General features: G+C 67.5%; 13 protein-coding genes and 2 tRNA genes. 7 read left to right on the top strand and 8 right to left on the bottom strand.

Annotation, left to right across the window (positions count from 1 at the left end; translation table 11 throughout):
* From ACK8HH_RS13820 to ACK8HH_RS13810, 3 genes are all read right to left on the bottom strand, one after another.
* Positions 1-1,317 carry an ABC1 kinase family protein gene (locus ACK8HH_RS13820; RefSeq protein WP_006895504.1) on the bottom strand — a complete coding sequence of 439 codons (1,317 nt, stop codon included), beginning with the start codon at positions 1,315-1,317 and terminating at the stop codon, positions 1-3.
* Positions 1,314-2,228, bottom strand: coding sequence for a hypothetical protein (locus ACK8HH_RS13815; protein ID WP_006895503.1), 915 nt, complete (start codon positions 2,226-2,228; stop codon positions 1,314-1,316). Before ACK8HH_RS13815 ends, ACK8HH_RS13820 begins: the two co-directional genes overlap by 4 nt.
* Before the next feature lie 69 nt (positions 2,229-2,297).
* Positions 2,298-3,743: a zinc-dependent metalloprotease gene (locus ACK8HH_RS13810; protein ID WP_045539002.1), complete on the bottom strand. Its 1,446-nt coding sequence runs from the start codon at positions 3,741-3,743 to the stop codon at positions 2,298-2,300.
* Between the two features lie 185 nt (positions 3,744-3,928).
* Between ACK8HH_RS13810 and ACK8HH_RS13805 the strand changes: the two genes are divergently transcribed.
* Positions 3,929-4,969: a PDZ domain-containing protein gene (locus ACK8HH_RS13805; protein WP_346074936.1), complete on the top strand. Its 1,041-nt coding sequence runs from the start codon at positions 3,929-3,931 to the stop codon at positions 4,967-4,969.
* Between the two features lie 19 nt (positions 4,970-4,988).
* On the opposite strand, the gene ACK8HH_RS13800 is transcribed toward ACK8HH_RS13805, so the two are convergent.
* Positions 4,989-5,555, bottom strand: a complete 567-nt coding sequence (locus ACK8HH_RS13800) for a PPA1309 family protein (RefSeq protein WP_006895500.1) — start codon at positions 5,553-5,555, stop codon at positions 4,989-4,991.
* A gap of 131 nt (positions 5,556-5,686) precedes the next feature.
* On the opposite strand from ACK8HH_RS13800, the gene ACK8HH_RS13795 reads away from it, so the two are divergent.
* Positions 5,687-8,677 carry a UPF0182 family protein gene (locus ACK8HH_RS13795; RefSeq protein ID WP_156479471.1) on the top strand — a complete coding sequence of 997 codons (2,991 nt, stop codon included), beginning with the start codon at positions 5,687-5,689 and terminating at the stop codon, positions 8,675-8,677.
* An 81-nt stretch (positions 8,678-8,758) separates the two neighbouring features.
* Here the strand turns inward: ACK8HH_RS13795 and ACK8HH_RS13790 are convergent, their stop codons facing one another.
* Positions 8,759-9,049 carry a hypothetical protein gene (locus tag ACK8HH_RS13790; protein ID WP_006895498.1) on the bottom strand — a complete coding sequence of 97 codons (291 nt, stop codon included), beginning with the start codon at positions 9,047-9,049 and terminating at the stop codon, positions 8,759-8,761.
* Between the two features lie 215 nt (positions 9,050-9,264).
* On the opposite strand from ACK8HH_RS13790, the gene ACK8HH_RS13785 reads away from it, so the two are divergent.
* From ACK8HH_RS13785 to ACK8HH_RS13770, 4 genes are all read left to right on the top strand, one after another.
* Positions 9,265-10,512, top strand: a complete 1,248-nt coding sequence (locus ACK8HH_RS13785) for an MCE family protein (protein ID WP_062368004.1) — start codon at positions 9,265-9,267, stop codon at positions 10,510-10,512.
* Between the two features lie 86 nt (positions 10,513-10,598).
* Positions 10,599-10,672 (top strand) — tRNA-Met (locus ACK8HH_RS13780).
* A 224-nt stretch (positions 10,673-10,896) separates the two neighbouring features.
* Positions 10,897-10,970: transfer RNA gene (locus ACK8HH_RS13775), tRNA-Met, on the top strand.
* Positions 10,971-11,040: 70 nt separating this feature from the next.
* Positions 11,041-11,616, top strand: a complete 576-nt coding sequence (locus ACK8HH_RS13770) for a TetR/AcrR family transcriptional regulator (protein WP_006895496.1) — start codon at positions 11,041-11,043, stop codon at positions 11,614-11,616.
* A gap of 24 nt (positions 11,617-11,640) precedes the next feature.
* Here the strand turns inward: ACK8HH_RS13770 and ACK8HH_RS13765 are convergent, their stop codons facing one another.
* A complete protein-coding gene (locus tag ACK8HH_RS13765; RefSeq protein WP_045538997.1) occupies positions 11,641-12,471 on the bottom strand; it encodes a cytochrome c biogenesis CcdA family protein in 831 nt (276 codons plus the stop codon).
* Positions 12,472-12,486: 15 nt separating this feature from the next.
* Entirely contained in the window at positions 12,487-13,194 is a 708-nt protein-coding gene (locus ACK8HH_RS13760) for a DsbA family protein (protein WP_045538995.1), read from the bottom strand.
* Between the two features lie 83 nt (positions 13,195-13,277).
* Here ACK8HH_RS13760 and ACK8HH_RS13755 point away from each other — a divergent pair, with 83 nt between their 5' ends.
* Entirely contained in the window at positions 13,278-13,712 is a 435-nt protein-coding gene (locus ACK8HH_RS13755; RefSeq protein WP_006895491.1) for a hypothetical protein, read from the top strand.
* Between the two features lie 37 nt (positions 13,713-13,749).
* Here the strand turns inward: ACK8HH_RS13755 and ACK8HH_RS13750 are convergent, their stop codons facing one another.
* Positions 13,750-15,117, bottom strand: coding sequence for an MBL fold metallo-hydrolase RNA specificity domain-containing protein (locus ACK8HH_RS13750; protein ID WP_412475272.1), 1,368 nt, complete (start codon positions 15,115-15,117; stop codon positions 13,750-13,752).
* Positions 15,118-15,184: the final 67 nt, after the last annotated feature.

Below are 15,184 nucleotides of genomic sequence, written 5' to 3'. Positions count from 1 at the left end.
TCAGCTCGCGAGGCCGGGCACCCATTCGTTCAGAATCGCGCGATACGGTGCCTCCGCGTCGAGTTGAGCGGCGATCCCGACACATCCGATGAGGACACGGAAGACCATCACGTACTCGCGTGGAACATTCAGATTCCGCGACGTCTTGTAGACGTCGCCGTTGATGTCGGTGGCCATCCCCGCCGCGCGCTGCAGCCACTTGCGCGTGAAATGGAAGGTGTCGCTGTACAGCGGATCCACGTACGGCTGCAGGTAGTTGGCGAGGTCCTCCGGGCTCACGCGGTCGGCGTGCGAAGCCTGAATGAAGTTGGCGGCCACCATTTCCTCGCGCAGTTCGTCGTACCGCCTGTCACGCGCGAGGGCCAGAATCGGGCCCGTGTTCGCAGGCAGCCCGTCCGGGTAGTGCCCGACGGCACCGAAATCGAGGATCCCGAAACGCCCGTCGTCGAGAACGTAGAAGTTTCCGGGGTGCGGATCACCGTGCAGCATTCCCACACGCGCAGGCGAGCTGATCTCAAAGGTCGTCATCTTGGTGGCGGCGTCGTTGCGCTGCTCCTGCGTGCCCTCGACGATCAGCTTCGACAGCCGGGTGCCGTCGATCCACTCCGAGACCACGACCTTCGGCGCACTCGCCACCACCTTCGGAACCAGGAAATCCGGATCGCCGTCGAAGGCGCGGGCGAACGCCCGCTGGTTGTCGGCTTCGGTGATGTAGTCGAGTTCGTCCTCGGTCCGGTCGATGAGCTCGTCCACCATCGCCTTGACGTCAGTGCCGGGCGAGAGCTTCTGAATCAGTCCCGACATGCGGCTCAGGGTCTTCAGATCGGCCTTCAGGGCATGGTCGGCGCCCGGATACTGGACCTTCACCGCGACCTCGCGGCCATCGGACCACACGGCCTTGTGAACCTGGCCGATGCTGGCGGAGGCGGCGGGCTCGTCGCTGAACTCGCGGAATCGTTCGGGCCAGCGGGTGCCGAGCTGCTGATCGAGCACCTTGTGCACGGATTTGGCGGGAAGCGGCGGCGCTTCCGCCTGCAGCTTGGTCAGCGCTTCCCGGAAGGGCTCACCGAATTCGTCGGGGATCGCGGCCTCCATGATCGAGAGCGCCTGTCCCACCTTCATGGCCCCGCCCTTGAGTTCCCCCAGGACCGCGAACAATTGCTCGGCGGTCTTGTTCATCAACTCGGCGTTGACTTCTTCTCGGCTCTTGCCCGCGATCCGCTTGCCGAACCCGGCGGCAGCGCGCCCGGCCATGCCCAGGGGGAGTGCGGCCAGTTTCGCGTTGCGACGACCCTGGCCGCGTGTGATCTCGCTCAATGGTGTCCTTTCGCCGCGTGATCGAGGATAGTGGAAACCGTTTCGCCCGGTGCACCGCCGCATCGCACGAAGCATTCGCAGCGCGGATGCACCGGTGCCGGGGCGAGCGTCATCCCGCACGGCAGCGGCCGGAACTCGAGCCGCTTTCCGGCCACCGCCGGCGGCGCCGGATCCGCGGCTCGCAGTGCCGCGCCGATCTCGCCGATCTGCGCGTGCGCCATCGCCACCGTCGCCAGACGGGTCGCGGTCCCGCCGGCGCCGGCGACCCCCTGCAGGGTGGCGGCGAGCACCGGCCATCCGGGATCGACGTCGGTGCGGTGCAGCTCGAGGCACCGCAGGCAGCTGGTGGCTCCCGGCAGCACCAGCGGCCCGACGACCCCCACGTCGTCGTGGATGTGCACCGCGAGGTGGGGGATCCGCGCAGACATCAGCGGCTCGTACACGGCCGGGTCGGGAACCGGCTGGTCGGCGAGAACCACCAGCTGCGGCCGGGGCCCGGGACCGCCGAGCGGACCGCGCGGATCGCAGACCTCGGTCCGGTGTCCGTCGAGCGGCAACCCGGACAGCAGCAGCCTGGCGATTTCGCCGTGACCGACGATGCCGATGGCGAGGCGTGCGGATGCAACAGTTTCGGACTCCACCGCCTTGCCCGCGGCGACCAGCCGGTCGAGCATCTCCCAGAACCTCGACGCCGAGAGACCAGACGACCGCAGATCACGGCGCAGATGGCGGTAGCGCTGCGGCGTCCGGAGGCGTTGCAGAAGCGCCGCGACCGCAGCCGTCGACACTCCGCGACCGAGTTCCACCGTGAGCGCGGTCAGCGGGTCGGAGCCGATGTGCAGCCGGCCGTCGGGGCGGATGAGGACCGGTGTGCCGGACGTGAGAACCGGGAGCGCGTCGCGTGCGGGCATGACGACCACGCTGGCAGCGCAGCCGGTTCTCGGCGAACCCGAATTCCACAGGTTCGACGAGCTCTGGAATCAGCGCTGGTCGGAACCCTCGCCGTCGCCGCCGGAAGCTCGGCCGTCGTCGCCTGGCTCGGCGTCACCGTCGCCGCTCTCGGCAGTGAACTGGCGCTCCAACTCGGCGATGGCGTCGTCGATACCGGAGACGTCGCCTCCGACGATTCGGTCGATGAAACCCGCCGGATTGTCGAGGTCGTCGGCGTCGGGAAGCAGGTCCGGATGGCCCCACACACCGTCGCGCGTCGCGATGTCCGACGCCTCGGTGAGCGCCCGCCACAGGGCGGCCGCCTCACGCAGTTTGCGCGGACGCAGATCCAGACCGATCAACGTCGCGAAGGTCTGCTCGGCGGGACCGCCGGACGCGCGGCGCCTGCGCATCGTCTCACTGAGCGCGGCCGTGCTCGGAATCCGGTCTCCGAGCGCATTCGACACCACCAGCTCCACCCAGCCCTCGACGAGTGCGAGCAGCGTCTCCAGACGGCTGAGCGCCGCCTGCTGCGCCGGGGTCGTCTCCGGTTCGAATGAGGCGGCCGAACCCATCAACTCCTCGAGCTTGCCCGGATTGGAGAACAACTCCTGCGGGTCGATCTCCGTCGCCAGATTCTGCAGTCCGCCGAGGTCGATGCGGATGCCGCGGGCGTACTCCTCCACGGTCGCCAGCAATCGCTGCTTGAGCCACGGAACGTGCGCGAACAATCGCACGTGCGCGGCTTCCCGCGCCGCGAGGAAGACGACGATCTCCTGCGCGGGCAGATCGAGTCCCTCGGCGAATCGCGCGATCGCCTCGGGAAGCAGCACCCCGAGACCGTCCGGCGCCAAGGGCAGGCCGATGTCGGTGGAGGTCAATACGCCCCCGGCCAACTGCCCCAGTCCCTGACCCAGCTGGGTCCCGTACATCGTGCCGCTGAGCTGGCCGATCATCGCCATCATCGGGCCGGCGAAAGCCTTCGCCTCCTCGGGCAGACCGGCGTCCATCGTCTTCGACATCTGCTCGGCGATCGGATCGCACAGCGTCCGCCACGTCGGCAGCGTGTTCTCCAGCCAGTCCACGGGCGTCCACGCCGCCGTCGAACGGATCCCCGCGGGCATCGCGGTCTGCTCATCGAGCCAGACCTCCGCCAGCCGGACCGCGTCCGCCACCGCCTGGTGCTCCTTCTCGAGCATCGGAGTGAACGAGCCGATCTGCCTGCGCGCCAGGTTCGCGGCCACGTCGTAGTTGACGGGACCGGAGCCGCCGCCGGCCATGCCCGCGCCCATGCCGCTGAACATGTTCCCGAGTTGACTGAACAACTGACCCAGCTGCGAGGGATCGACCGCGCCGCCTTCGCCCAGCGGGAATCCGAAGGGGTTCGACGGGTCGCCGCCCGGCGTGCCGCCGCCGCTCTGGCCACCGTTGTTCTTGTCCGGGTCGTTCTTGTCCCGGTCGTTCGACGACGAGAACCCGAAGGGCAGATCATTCATACCTTCAACGGTACCGGGCCGAAGCTCGGCACATCTCCCGTCGCTGCGCTCGCCTGTGTGATCTCCCGTCGCTTCGCTCGCCTGTGTCATCTCCCGTCGCTTCGCTCGCCCGGCACATCTCCCGGCGCTGCGCTCGCCCGGTCACCTGCGGGCTCCGCGAATCGGGCTGCATTACCCTGGGCCGGGTGACCATCAAGCCCGCCCATCGCCGTATCGCCACGATCACCGTCGGCGTGGTAGTCCTCCTGGCGTTCGTCATCGCAGGCATGACGCTTCGGGTGCCGTATGTGGCGCTCGGGCCCGGCCCGACGGTCAACACGCTCGGCGACGTGGAGGGCAAGCCCGTCGTCGAAGTGACCGGAGCGGTGGACCCGGACCCGAAGGGCAATCTCAACCTCACCACGGTCTCGCTCCGCGACGGACTCTCGCTGTTCCAGGCGCTCGGAATGTGGGCCTCGGGTACGTACGAACTGCAGCCGCGTGAGCTGTACTACCCGCCCGACCAAACGGTGGAACAGGTGCAGCAGCAGAACACCGAGCAGATGAGCGGCTCGGAGACCAACGCGACGATGGCCTCGCTGAACTACCTGCACAAGCCGGTCGCGATCGGCGTCGGCGCCGTCGCGAGCAAGGGGCCGGCCGATGGCAAGCTCGCTCCGCGCGACCGCATCCTCACCCTCGACGGCGTCGCGATCGACGGGCCCAAGGCACTCGCCGACGTCCTCGCCCGGCACAAGCCCGGCGACGAGGTGGAACTGACGGTCCAGCGCGGACCGCAGCGACTGACCCAACAAGTCAAGCTCGGGGCCCGCCCGGACGATCCCGCCAAGGCCTTCCTCGGGGTGACGCCGCAGATGATGGCAGCGGACCCGAATATCAACATCGTGTTCAACGTCGGCGACATCGGCGGACCGTCGGCAGGTCTGATGCTGACCCTCTCGGTGATCGACCACCTGACGCCCGGCGACCTCTCACACGGTCAGTTCGTCGCGGGCACCGGCACCATCGACCCGAACGGCAAGGTCGGCACCATCGGCGGCATCCCGCACAAGATCAAGGCGGCCCGAGACGCCGGAGCGACGGTGTTCCTGGTTCCGGCCGGCAACTGCGATGCCGCGAAGTCCGATGCGCCCGACGGCATCGAACTGGTCAAGGTCGACACGCTGACCGACGCGGTGAACGCGCTCGACACCCTCGGCACCGACAAGGCCCGCCCGCACTGCTGAATCGGCACTGCTGAATCGGTCAGCCGTGCAGAGTCTCGGCGAGAGCGTCGAGCAGATTCGGTGCGATGTCCGGGTGAGTCTGCAGATCCCCCGACTGCTGCTCGCCCTCTCGGAGCGCGAGCAGCGCCACCCGCTGCCCGGTGCGGAGCACCCCCGCCGCGAGCCGTGCCGTCTTCCGCTCGGGATGGCTGTGAGCGGCTCGCCGCGCCGCCTCGTCGGCGGCGTCGGGATCGGCCAGCAGCGGTTCCAGCGCCGCGTCGAGATCGGCCTCGGCGTCGGGCGGCAGCAGGGTGATCTCGGTGACGACCGCCGAGCCCACCACTTGCTCCGGCCACGCGACGGTGGTCAGCAGCTCTTCGAGGTCGGCGGTGCTGGTCTCCTGCACCACCGGGCTCAGAGCGGAGTCGTCGCCGGGATCGACGAGGCCCGGCGCCTGGGACGCGAGCACCGCGGTCGGTACCAGGGCGAACAGTGTCGGCGCCGAGCCCCAGGGCAAGTCGGAGGCGTAGGCGAGGCACTGGGCGAGGGCATTGCCGAGATCGGCTTGGGAGAAGCCGGCGCCTGCGGAATCATCGGAAGACGTCACGCGCCCATTGTGCAGCCTGGACGGTTGCGGCGGAGAACGGAGCCGACTCGGGCGAATCGGTAAGCTGGTCGGCATTGCTGTCGCACGCGCGCGAGCAGAGACGAATCAGGGAGCTTATACAAGTGGTGAGCATGACCGGATCGGGCGGACGGCCGACGTTGTCCCGGAGGGCGAAGATCCTGATCGGGATCGGTGTCGGACTGCTGATCCTGCTGTTGGTGGGTCCGCGAGTGGTCTCACTGATCACCGACTGGCTCTGGTACTCCGACCTCGGGTACTCCGAGGTGATGTCCACCATGCTCACGACGCGTCTGGTGACCTTCCTGGTGGTCGCGGTCGTGGTCTCGGCGATCGTCTTCGGCGGCATCTTCGCGGCCTACCGTGCACGTCCGGACTTCGTGATGCTGGCGAGCCCCACCGACCCGCTGGCGCGCTACCGGACGGCGGTGGGCATGCGGCCCAAGCTGTCGGTTCTGGTGCCGTCGGTGTTCATCGGCATCGTGGCGGGTCTCATCGCCCAGGGCTCCTGGGCCACGGTTCAGATGTTCATCAATCGCGAACCCTTCGGGATCAAGGATCCTCAGTTCGGCCTCGACATCGGGTTCTACTCGTTCTCGCTGCCGTTCTTCCGGATGATGCTCGACATCATCTTCATCTCGCTCGTCATCGCGTTCATCGGGAACCTGATCACGCACTACGTCTTCGGCGGACTGCGGCTCGGCGGCGGCGGACGTCGCGGATCGTTGACGCGGGCGGCACGCATCCAGTTGGCCGTGATCGCCGGACTGTTCATGATCGCGAAGGCCATCGGTTACTGGTTCGACCGATACGACCTGCTCAGCAGTGACCGGCGCGGCGACATCTTCACCGGCGCCACCTACACCGACATCAACTACGTGCTGCCGTCGAAGCTGATCCTGATGGCGATCGCGATCGTCTGCGCCATCGCATTCTTCGCCGCGATCGCCCTGCGCGACCTGCGCATCCCGGCGCTGGCCGCGGTGCTGATGCTGCTCTCGGCGCTGGTGATCGGCGTCGCGTGGCCGGCGGCGATGGAACAGTTCGCCGTCAAGCCCAGCGCCGACACGAAGGAAGCCGAGTACATCGAACGCAACATCGCGGCGACCACCGAGGCCTACCGGATCCGCAACGGCAAGGACGTCGTCTACGACAACGACTGGGCGCGCAGTCCGGCGAATCCGGCCACCGTCAACTCCGACGCGGCGACGCTCTCGAACATCCGCATCCTCGACCCGGCGGTGATGTCGACCGCGTTCTCGCAGCGGCAGGCGCTCAAGAACGTCTACGGCTTCCCCTCGCAGTTGGCGGTGGACCGCTACCCGGTCACCCAGGACGGCGAGACCCAGCAGCGCGACTTCATCGTCGCCGCGCGCGAACTCGATCCGTCGCGCCTGAGCGGCAACCAGAACAACTGGCTCAACAAGCACACCGTGTTCACTCACGGCAACGGGTTCATCGCCGCGCAGGCCAACAAGGTCGACGAGGCACCCAACGGCGACACCAATTCCGACTCCGGCGGACTCCCGGTGTTCCTGGTCTCCGACGTCAACACGGTGAATACACCCGAGTACAAGGCGACCGCACCGATCAAAGTTCGTGAGCCGCGCATCTACTTCGGCGAGATGATCGCGAAGGTGAACCCCGACTACGCCATCGTGGGTACGGGCGGCTCGGACGAGGGCCGCGAGTACGACGGGGACAACGAGAACTACCGCTACCGCGCCGATTCCGGCGTTCCCCTCAGCAACTGGGGTACGCGTCTGCTGTACGCGCTCAAGTACGGCGAGCGCAACTTCATCCTGTCCAGCGCGGTCGGCGACCAGTCGCGGATCCTGTACGACCGCGATCCGCGCGACCGGGTCAAGAAGGTGGCGCCGTGGCTGACCACCGACTCCAAGACCTACCCTGCGGTCATGGCCGACGGCTCGATCAAGTGGATCGTCGACGGCTACACGACCCTCGACAACTATCCCTACGCGCAGCGCATGGCCTTGCAGGCGGCGACGGCCGACTCCCGTCAGTCCGACGCCGGGCCGACCGGGCGCGCTCAGCCCGACCGCGAGGTCTCGTATGTGCGCAACTCGGTGAAGGCAACCGTCGACGCCTACACCGGCAAGGTCGAGCTGTACCAGTCCGATGACACCGATCCGGTGCTCAAGACATGGATGAAGGCGTTCCCCGGCACGGTCAAGCCCAAGTCGGAACTCGACAAGCGGCCCGACCTGCGCGCCCACCTGCGTTACCCGGAGGACATCTTCAAGCTGCAGCGCGAGCTGCTCACGAAGTACCACGTCAACGACGGCACCACGTTCTTCAAGTCGAGCAACTTCTGGACCGTTCCCGCGGACCCGACCGTCGACAAGAGCACCGCTCCGCAGCCGCCGTACTACTTCACCGCGTCGGCGCCGGGCAACGAGGCGCTCTCGCAGTTCCAGCTGACATCGGTGATGACCGCGCTCGCGCGGCCGAACCTCGCGGCGTACATGACGGCGGCATCCGACCCGGACGGATACGGCAAGATCACGGTCAAGACGTTGCCGACCACGACCCAGTCGGTGGGTCCGCAGCAGGCGACCGAGGCGATGAAGAACAGCCCGTCGAGCACCCGTGACCGTCAGCTCGTGGAGAACTCCAGCCTGGTGACCTACGGAAATCTGCTCGCACTGCCTGTCGGCGACAACGGAATCCTCTACGTGCAGCCGATGTACAACCAGGCCAAGACCGGGGACTCGGCGATCCCGAAGCTCTACCGCGTACTCACGTACTACAACGCGGCGGCGGGCAAGGAGAAGGCGAACGCCGGCTATGCGCCGACCGTGGCCGAGGCACTCCGCCAGGTCGGCATCGATCCGAGTGCGGCGACGGAGCCGGAGATCGAGGGAGGGTCGAGCACGCCTGCGCCGCAGAAGCCCGCGCCGAACACCCAGCAGCCGTCGAGTAGCGGCGGCGACGACGCCGCGCGCGACGCGGTGGTGAAGGAGCTCGGCGAGGCGCTCGAGGAGATGCGCAAGGCGCAGTCGAGCGGCGACTTCAAGGCCTACGGCGACGCCCTCGACCGGCTCAACAAGGCCGTCAATCAGTACGAGGCCCTCGGCAACTGAGCCGCGCATATTCGCAGGAATGCCGGCCGATCGGGAATCCGATCGGCCGGCATTCTGCTCGGCAGGGCCCCGCGTCCAGGATCAGGGACGCACTTTGGCCAGATAGCGGGCGATCTCGTCGGGTGTGTTGTCGGGCATCACCGGCGAGTGATGCAGCCGCCTGACGAGGAAGGTGAAGATCATCGCGGAGAAGATCAGGCAGCCGAGTGCGAGCACTCCGTAGGTGATGTTGGTGGGCTTGTTGTCGGGGAGGTCGGCCAAGGTGATGACCCACAGTGCTGAGAAGGCGCCGCCGACCATCAACAGGACGAAGGCCACCAGGCCCATCCAGTGGTTGCCGTGGCCGCTCCTTCTGATCGAGTGATTCGCCATGACTGATCCTCCTAGCTCGTCTGATGATGAATGCCCTGGTAGAGCACCCTCTATCTACCCTCACCATAGCTCACGAGGTGACAAATATCACATGAAGAATCTGGCTAGCTCGTTTGTCACATACGGTGTCCAGGAGTCGTCGTTGCAGGTGCAACCGACTTACGCTCGGCAGGTCGGATCGTCGGGATTCCGTCAGTCGTGTAGGAAGGTCGCGAATGCCACCCCTGAGCCGTCTGGTGAAACTGCAGCTGGTCGTCGTGATTCTGCTGGGTGTCGGTGCGTCGATCTTCGCGGGCATCCGGTTCGCGCGAATGGACCAGGCGCTCGGACTCAGCGGCTATCGCGTGGTGGTGCACATGCCAGACAGCGGTGGCATCTTCCCCGAAGCCGAGGTGACGTATCGCGGGGTCCCCGCCGGTCGCGTCAGCGATATGCGCATCGTCCCCGGTGGTGTCGATGTGGAGCTGACCCTCGATTCCGGCCGGTCGTCGATTCCGGCGTCGTCGGTGGCGGCGGTCGCCAACCGGTCCGCGATCGGGGAGCAGTTCCTCGACCTCCAGCCGCCGTCGGGCGCCGGTCCGTATCTGCGCGACGGCTCGGAGATCTCTGAGGTCGAACTGCCTCCGGCGGTGCAGGACGTCGTCTCGTCGGCCATCGACCTCACCAAGACGATTCCGGTCGATTCGCTCCAATCCGTCGTTCGCGAACTCGGCAGGGCGTTCAACGGCAAGGGGGAGGATCTGTCGCGACTGGTCGATTCGCTGGACACCCTGTCGAAGGATGGACTCAAGAGTCTCGACGACACGATCGGCCTCATCAAGAACTCGAACGTCGTGCTCAAGACTCAGGACGAGCAGTCCGACGAGATCCTCGAATGGTCGCGCGGACTCGACAAGGTGTCGGCGCAGCTCGCCTCGTCCGATCCGGCTGTGCGGCGCATTCTGACCGACGGGCCCCGTGCGGCCTCTGCGCTGTCGGAGTTCCTCGACGAGAACGGGGCCGACACCACCAAGCTGATCGGGCAGCTCGGCGGCACGGTCCACGAGATCGCGCCGGCGTCCTACGTCACCGGCATGACCTTCGCGATGCTGTCGAGCCTGTCGGCCAGCAGTCACGCCACCTCGTCGCCCGACGGATCGATCCGTTTCGGCATCGTCCTGGAGACCGGCAATCCGCCGAGCTGTACTCGCGGCTACGAGTCGACGCAGGCGATGATCGCGCGGATCAAGCGTGAGAAGCCCGACTTCGACATCAACTACGACGACTTCCCGTTCAACACCGAGGTCGGGTGCACCGTGCCCGCCGGAAATCCGACCTCCGTGCGTGGCGCCGCGCGGGCACCGCTGGCGAATCCGAACATCGCGCAGCCGTGGGACGGCAACGCCAAGAAGGACCCCGACAAGCTCAATCTCAATCCGCTCGCCACCCAGCTGGCGGCGCTGATGGGCGTGCATCCGCGCTGAGCCGAGCCCTGCCGGTGGCGTCGATCACCTTGGGATTTCATCGATTTGCCTTCGCTGTCGCGGCGTGTGTAACGTAGTCGATGCAACGCGGGGTGGAGCAGCTCGGTAGCTCGCTGGGCTCATAACCCAGAGGTCGTAGGTTCAAATCCTGCCCCCGCTACTAGAAGGAAGACCCGCACCGTCACGGTGCGGGTCTTCTTGCATCCCGGGTGCGGCCACGGTAGTCGGGCTTCAACCCTTCAGCCCCCTTCAACCCCTCGACGCGACTCGACTCCGCCGCGGGGGCGGGTGGTCGAGGCGGTCTCGGGGATCGGGTACAGTGGACGAGTACGAGTTCGACGGCCAGGATTCAACATCATCGTCCTGGAAGTCGAATCTTACCGACGCGGGGTGGAGCAGCTCGGTAGCTCGCTGGGCTCATAACCCAGAGGTCGTAGGTTCAAATCCTGCCCCCGCTACCGAACCGAGGAGACCCGCACCGTGAAGGTGCGGGTCTCCTCGCATTTCACGCGGCATTAGGCTGGACGCATGCACAGTCTCGGTTCCACCCTTCCTCGCCGCGGTCTCAACGCGCGACAACTGGAGACGGTGGGAAGGCTTCTCGACGCGGGCCTGTCGCTGCTCGAGGAGTCGGCCTACGAGGATCTGACGCTTCGGCTCATCGCCGCCGGAGCGAATGTCTCGCCGGCGACCGCGTACACCTACTTCTCGTCGAAGGACCACCTGTTCGCGTCCCTGTTCTGGCGGCAGGTGGCGCAGGCCCCGGAGCCGGAGCTGTCGGGCGAGGCCGCCGACCGCCTGCACCAGACCGTCCGGTACATCGCCGACGTGGTCGGAGCGTCGCCCACGGTCGCCGAGGCGGCCACCAAGAGTCTGCTCGCCGTCGATCCGGACGTGGCGCGGATCCGCGTCGAGATCGGCACCCACTGGTACGGACTGTTCACGCGCGCCCTGGGCGAGGATGTGGACCCGGCGGTCTTGCGAACACTCATGTTCACCTTCTCCGGTGCTCTGCTGGAGGCGGGGATGGGCGTCATCACCTATGACGACCTGTTCGACCAATTGGATTCGGCGGTGACGGTGATCGCCCGCGGCAACGTCTGACCGCGGCCGCGACGTGCATGCGGTTCAGTCGGGTTGCCGCTGCCCCCGCCACCACCACACCACGACCGACGTCACGACGGCGATGATGAGCGCGATGTCGACGTCCGGGCGGGCGAGTGCCTCGGCGGCGGTCTGGAGCCGGTCGGCGACGCCGGAGCCGGCCTCGGGATCGGCCAGCCCGACGAAGCCGTCGGTGATCCAGTACGCGCAGCCCGCCGCGATGAGCAGCAGGCCGGTGAGCACCGAAGTGCTGTGCCACGACCGGCCGAGGAAGGTGAACTCGCGACCGCGCAGCAGCGCGCGGCCGCGTTCGCCGAACCGCTGCCACACGAGAGCGATCGTGAACATCGGCGCGACGATGCCGGCTCCGTAGACCGCCAACAGGACGCCGGCGCCCGCGATCGCCCCCTGAGCCGCGGCCAGCGTGAGGACGGCGCCGAGGATCGGGCCGGTGCAGAATCCAGCGGCACCGGAGGCCGCTCCGAGAAGCAGGCAGCGGACCAGGCCCGTCCGGCGTTGCGCGGCGCCCCGCAATCCCTCGATTCCGGGCACCCGGCCGGCGATGTCGAACCCCCGGCCGAACATCGCCAGCAGGCCGAACGCCACGAGTACCGCGGAGGTGAGGGCGACCACCGCCGAACGATGCTCGGCGAACAACCGACCCAGCGCACCGACGCCGATCCCGACGGGTACCAACGTCGCGACGAGGCCGAGGTAGAAGACCAGCGAATGGATCACCAGCCGCGGCCCGGAACCGGCGGTCGATGCGAAGAAGGCGGGCAGGAGCAGAGCACTGCACGGGCTCAGCAGACTGAGCGCGCCGCCGACGAAGGCGGCTGCGAGTCCCACATTCATGGCTGCACGGTCACCTCAGCGTCCGGCGGCGTCGAGTTCGCTCCGCAGCTTGTCGGTGAAGACCTTCGTCGGCTGCGCCCCGAGGATCGGCTGGCCGCCGAGGATGAAGGCGGGCGTGGAATAAGTGCCCGCGGTGAAGCCGTCACTCGCCTTGTTCCGTACCGCCGACAAGACGGTGCGCGACTCGTAGTCGGTGCGGAAGCGGCCGGTGTCGAGCCTCAACTCGCCGGCGAGGGCGAGCAGTGCGTCGTCGGAGAGCGCGCTCTTCGGGCGCGGCCGGCCGTCGGCGAACAGAGCGGCATGGAACTCGCGCAGATGCCCCTGGAGCGCCGCGGAGTAGGCGGCGCGGGCGGCGCGTTCGGACTCATCGCCGAAGATGTTCATGTCCCGGAGTTCGATGCGCAGATCGCCGGCGTCGGCATAGGGCAGGAGTGCCGGGAGCGTGTCGTGCGACCACTTCGCGCAGTACGGGCACTGGTAGTCGGTGAAGACCACGAGACCGACGGGTGCGTCGACCGGACCGAAGGTCATCGGATCGGTCGGATCACGGTCCTCCCATTCCGAGCGGACCGGCGTCGATGCGGCACTGCCTGCCCGGTCGGCGGAGCCGTCGACCCCGTGCGAGGAACGGATCACCACGAAGGCGATCGCGGCGATGCCCGCCAGCACCGCGACGATCGGCACCAGCCGCGACCGGCGGAGCGATGTGCGGTCAGGGGCCATGCGTGCACCATAGCAACGACGCGGGGGCTCGGCGCCGGGAGACGGGGCGCGGCCGGGCCCGGGCGATCTGCGAGACTTGTGCGATGAATCTGACTCTCACCGCTCAGGTGGCGCTGATCGCCGCGGGTGTCATCTTTCTGTGGGCGCTGTTGCTCGGCGTGTGGAAGTACGCCGCCATCATGCGGAGCGAGACCGGACAGGCACACGTATACGTCGACATCGCTCACCGCGCCGCACTCATGTACTCCTTCGCCACCGCCTTGCTGGCTGCGTTCGCGCAGTTCAGCGCGTGGTCGACGGCGGTCAACATGGTCGCGCTGATCGTCGTCCTCGTCTTCTTCGTCGGTGCGATCGCGTCCTACTGCCTGCACGGACTGCGACGCGACACCACCAACCAGTTCCACCCGGCGTCGCCGTCGCTGACCGCGTCGATGGTCGCGCTGATCATCGGCGAGGTGGGCGGCAGCGCGGTGATTCTCGCGGGCTTCATCGTCGAGCAGGCCGGCACCTGGGGCTGAGTGTCCCGAGTGGCGTTCCGGTGCGATCGGCGGCGCGTCAGATCAGATCGAACGTCTGGTTCTGGTGTCCGACGGTGGTCCGCCAGCCGAGATCGTGGTCGATCCGATGCCGCATCGACTCCGTGGCGTTGGGTTCGCCGTGAACCAGGAACGTCCGGCGCGGCGCCTCGTCGAAGCCACGCATCCATCGGATGAGCTCGTCGGAGTCGGCGTGCGCCGAGAGCATGTGCAGGTTCTCCACCCGAGCGTGCACCGGCAGCCACTCGCCGTACAGCTTGAGGAAGCGTGCCCCGTCGGCCAGCGACCGCCCGCGGGTGCCGACCGCCTGATAGCCGACCAGGACCACCGTGTTCTGTGAGCCGCCGACGAATGCGGCCAGATGGTGCAGGACGCGGCCGCCGGTCGCCATCCCGCTCGCGGAGAGAATGACCTTCGGGCCGTGGTCGGCGGAGATCTGTTTGGAACGTTCGGGGTCGCGGACGTACTCGGCGATCGCGAACATCTCGTCGACGTGTGCCGCGTCGAGCCGATGTGCCGCCGGATGCGAGCGCATCAGTTCGCCTGCGTTGATCGCCATCGGGCTGTCGACGTAGACCGGCACCCGGGGCAGCAGCCCGTCCCGCTGCAGAGTCCAGAGGTGATAGAGGATCGTCTGTGTCCGACCGACCGCGAACGCGGGGATCACGACGGTGCCGCCGCGGTCGACTGCCTCGGTGATGATGCGCAGTAGTTCGGCGGCCGGGTCCGCGTGGTCTCGCACGCGATCGCCGTAGGTGGACTCGCACACCAGGTAGTCGGCCCGGGGCACCGGCTCGGGATCGAACATCAGGGGGTCGTCGTACCGGCCGAGATCGCCGCTGAACGCGACGGTGACGCCGCCCCACTCCACCTCGACGGTGGCGGCGCCGAGGATGTGGCCGGCGCCGCGGAACAGCGCTCGGACCTCGCGGGTGGGGGAGAACGACTTGTCCGCGGCGCGGGTGTGGAACTGGGCCATGGTCTGTTCGACGTCGGTGACGTCGTAGAGCGGCCGTGCCGGGGAGTGCCGCGTGGCCCGGTGCTTGTTGGCCAGCATCGCGTCGCGTTCCTGCAGATGGGCGGAGTCGCGGAGGATGATGTCGGCCACGTCGCGCGTGGCGGGGGTCGAATAGATCGGACCGCGGAAGCCGTCGCGGATCAGGCGCGGCAGGTATCCGGTGTGGTCGAGATGAGCGTGGGTGACGATCACCGCATCGAGTGCCTGCGGATCCACCGGCAGCGAGCGCCAGTTGGTCTCGCGCAGGTTCTTGATGCCCTGGAAGAGCCCGCAGTCGACGAGGATCATCCTCCCGTCGCGCTCGAGGAGATGCTTGGAACCGGTGACGGTTCCCGCCGCTCCGAGGCTGGTGAACGAGAGCGTCGACATCCGGTGGCCTCCTCTGATCGCCTTCACCCGAGCCTAGGCCGTGCCGGCCGCGTGGGTCCGGCGACAC

The organism is Gordonia sp. LUNF6 (assembly GCF_047041125.1).
GTDB classification, from domain to species: Bacteria; Actinomycetota; Actinomycetes; order Mycobacteriales; family Mycobacteriaceae; genus Gordonia; species Gordonia sihwensis.
The sequence above is the reverse complement of the archived record's forward strand: the minus strand, read 5'-3'. Positions and strand labels throughout refer to the sequence as shown.

What these genes read in the sequence shown, in the direction of transcription:
- ACK8HH_RS13790 (WP_006895498.1), bottom strand. Translation starts at nt 9,049, where the DNA reads ATGGCGAATCACTCGATCAGAAGGAGCGGCCACGGCAACCACTGGATG.
- ACK8HH_RS13810 (WP_045539002.1), bottom strand. Translation starts at nt 3,743, where the DNA reads ATGAATGATCTGCCCTTCGGGTTCTCGTCGTCGAACGACCGGGACAAG.
- ACK8HH_RS13765 (WP_045538997.1), bottom strand. Translation starts at nt 12,471, where the DNA reads ATGAATGTGGGACTCGCAGCCGCCTTCGTCGGCGGCGCGCTCAGTCTG.
- ACK8HH_RS13755 (WP_006895491.1), top strand. Translation starts at nt 13,278, where the DNA reads ATGAATCTGACTCTCACCGCTCAGGTGGCGCTGATCGCCGCGGGTGTC.
- ACK8HH_RS13750 (WP_412475272.1), bottom strand. Translation starts at nt 15,117, where the DNA reads ATGTCGACGCTCTCGTTCACCAGCCTCGGAGCGGCGGGAACCGTCACC.
- ACK8HH_RS13770 (WP_006895496.1), top strand. Translation starts at nt 11,041, where the DNA reads ATGCACAGTCTCGGTTCCACCCTTCCTCGCCGCGGTCTCAACGCGCGA.
- ACK8HH_RS13760 (WP_045538995.1), bottom strand. Translation starts at nt 13,194, where the DNA reads ATGGCCCCTGACCGCACATCGCTCCGCCGGTCGCGGCTGGTGCCGATC.
- ACK8HH_RS13815 (WP_006895503.1), bottom strand. Translation starts at nt 2,228, where the DNA reads ATGCCCGCACGCGACGCGCTCCCGGTTCTCACGTCCGGCACACCGGTC.
- ACK8HH_RS13785 (WP_062368004.1), top strand. Translation starts at nt 9,265, where the DNA reads ATGCCACCCCTGAGCCGTCTGGTGAAACTGCAGCTGGTCGTCGTGATT.
- ACK8HH_RS13795 (WP_156479471.1), top strand. Translation starts at nt 5,687, where the DNA reads ATGACCGGATCGGGCGGACGGCCGACGTTGTCCCGGAGGGCGAAGATC.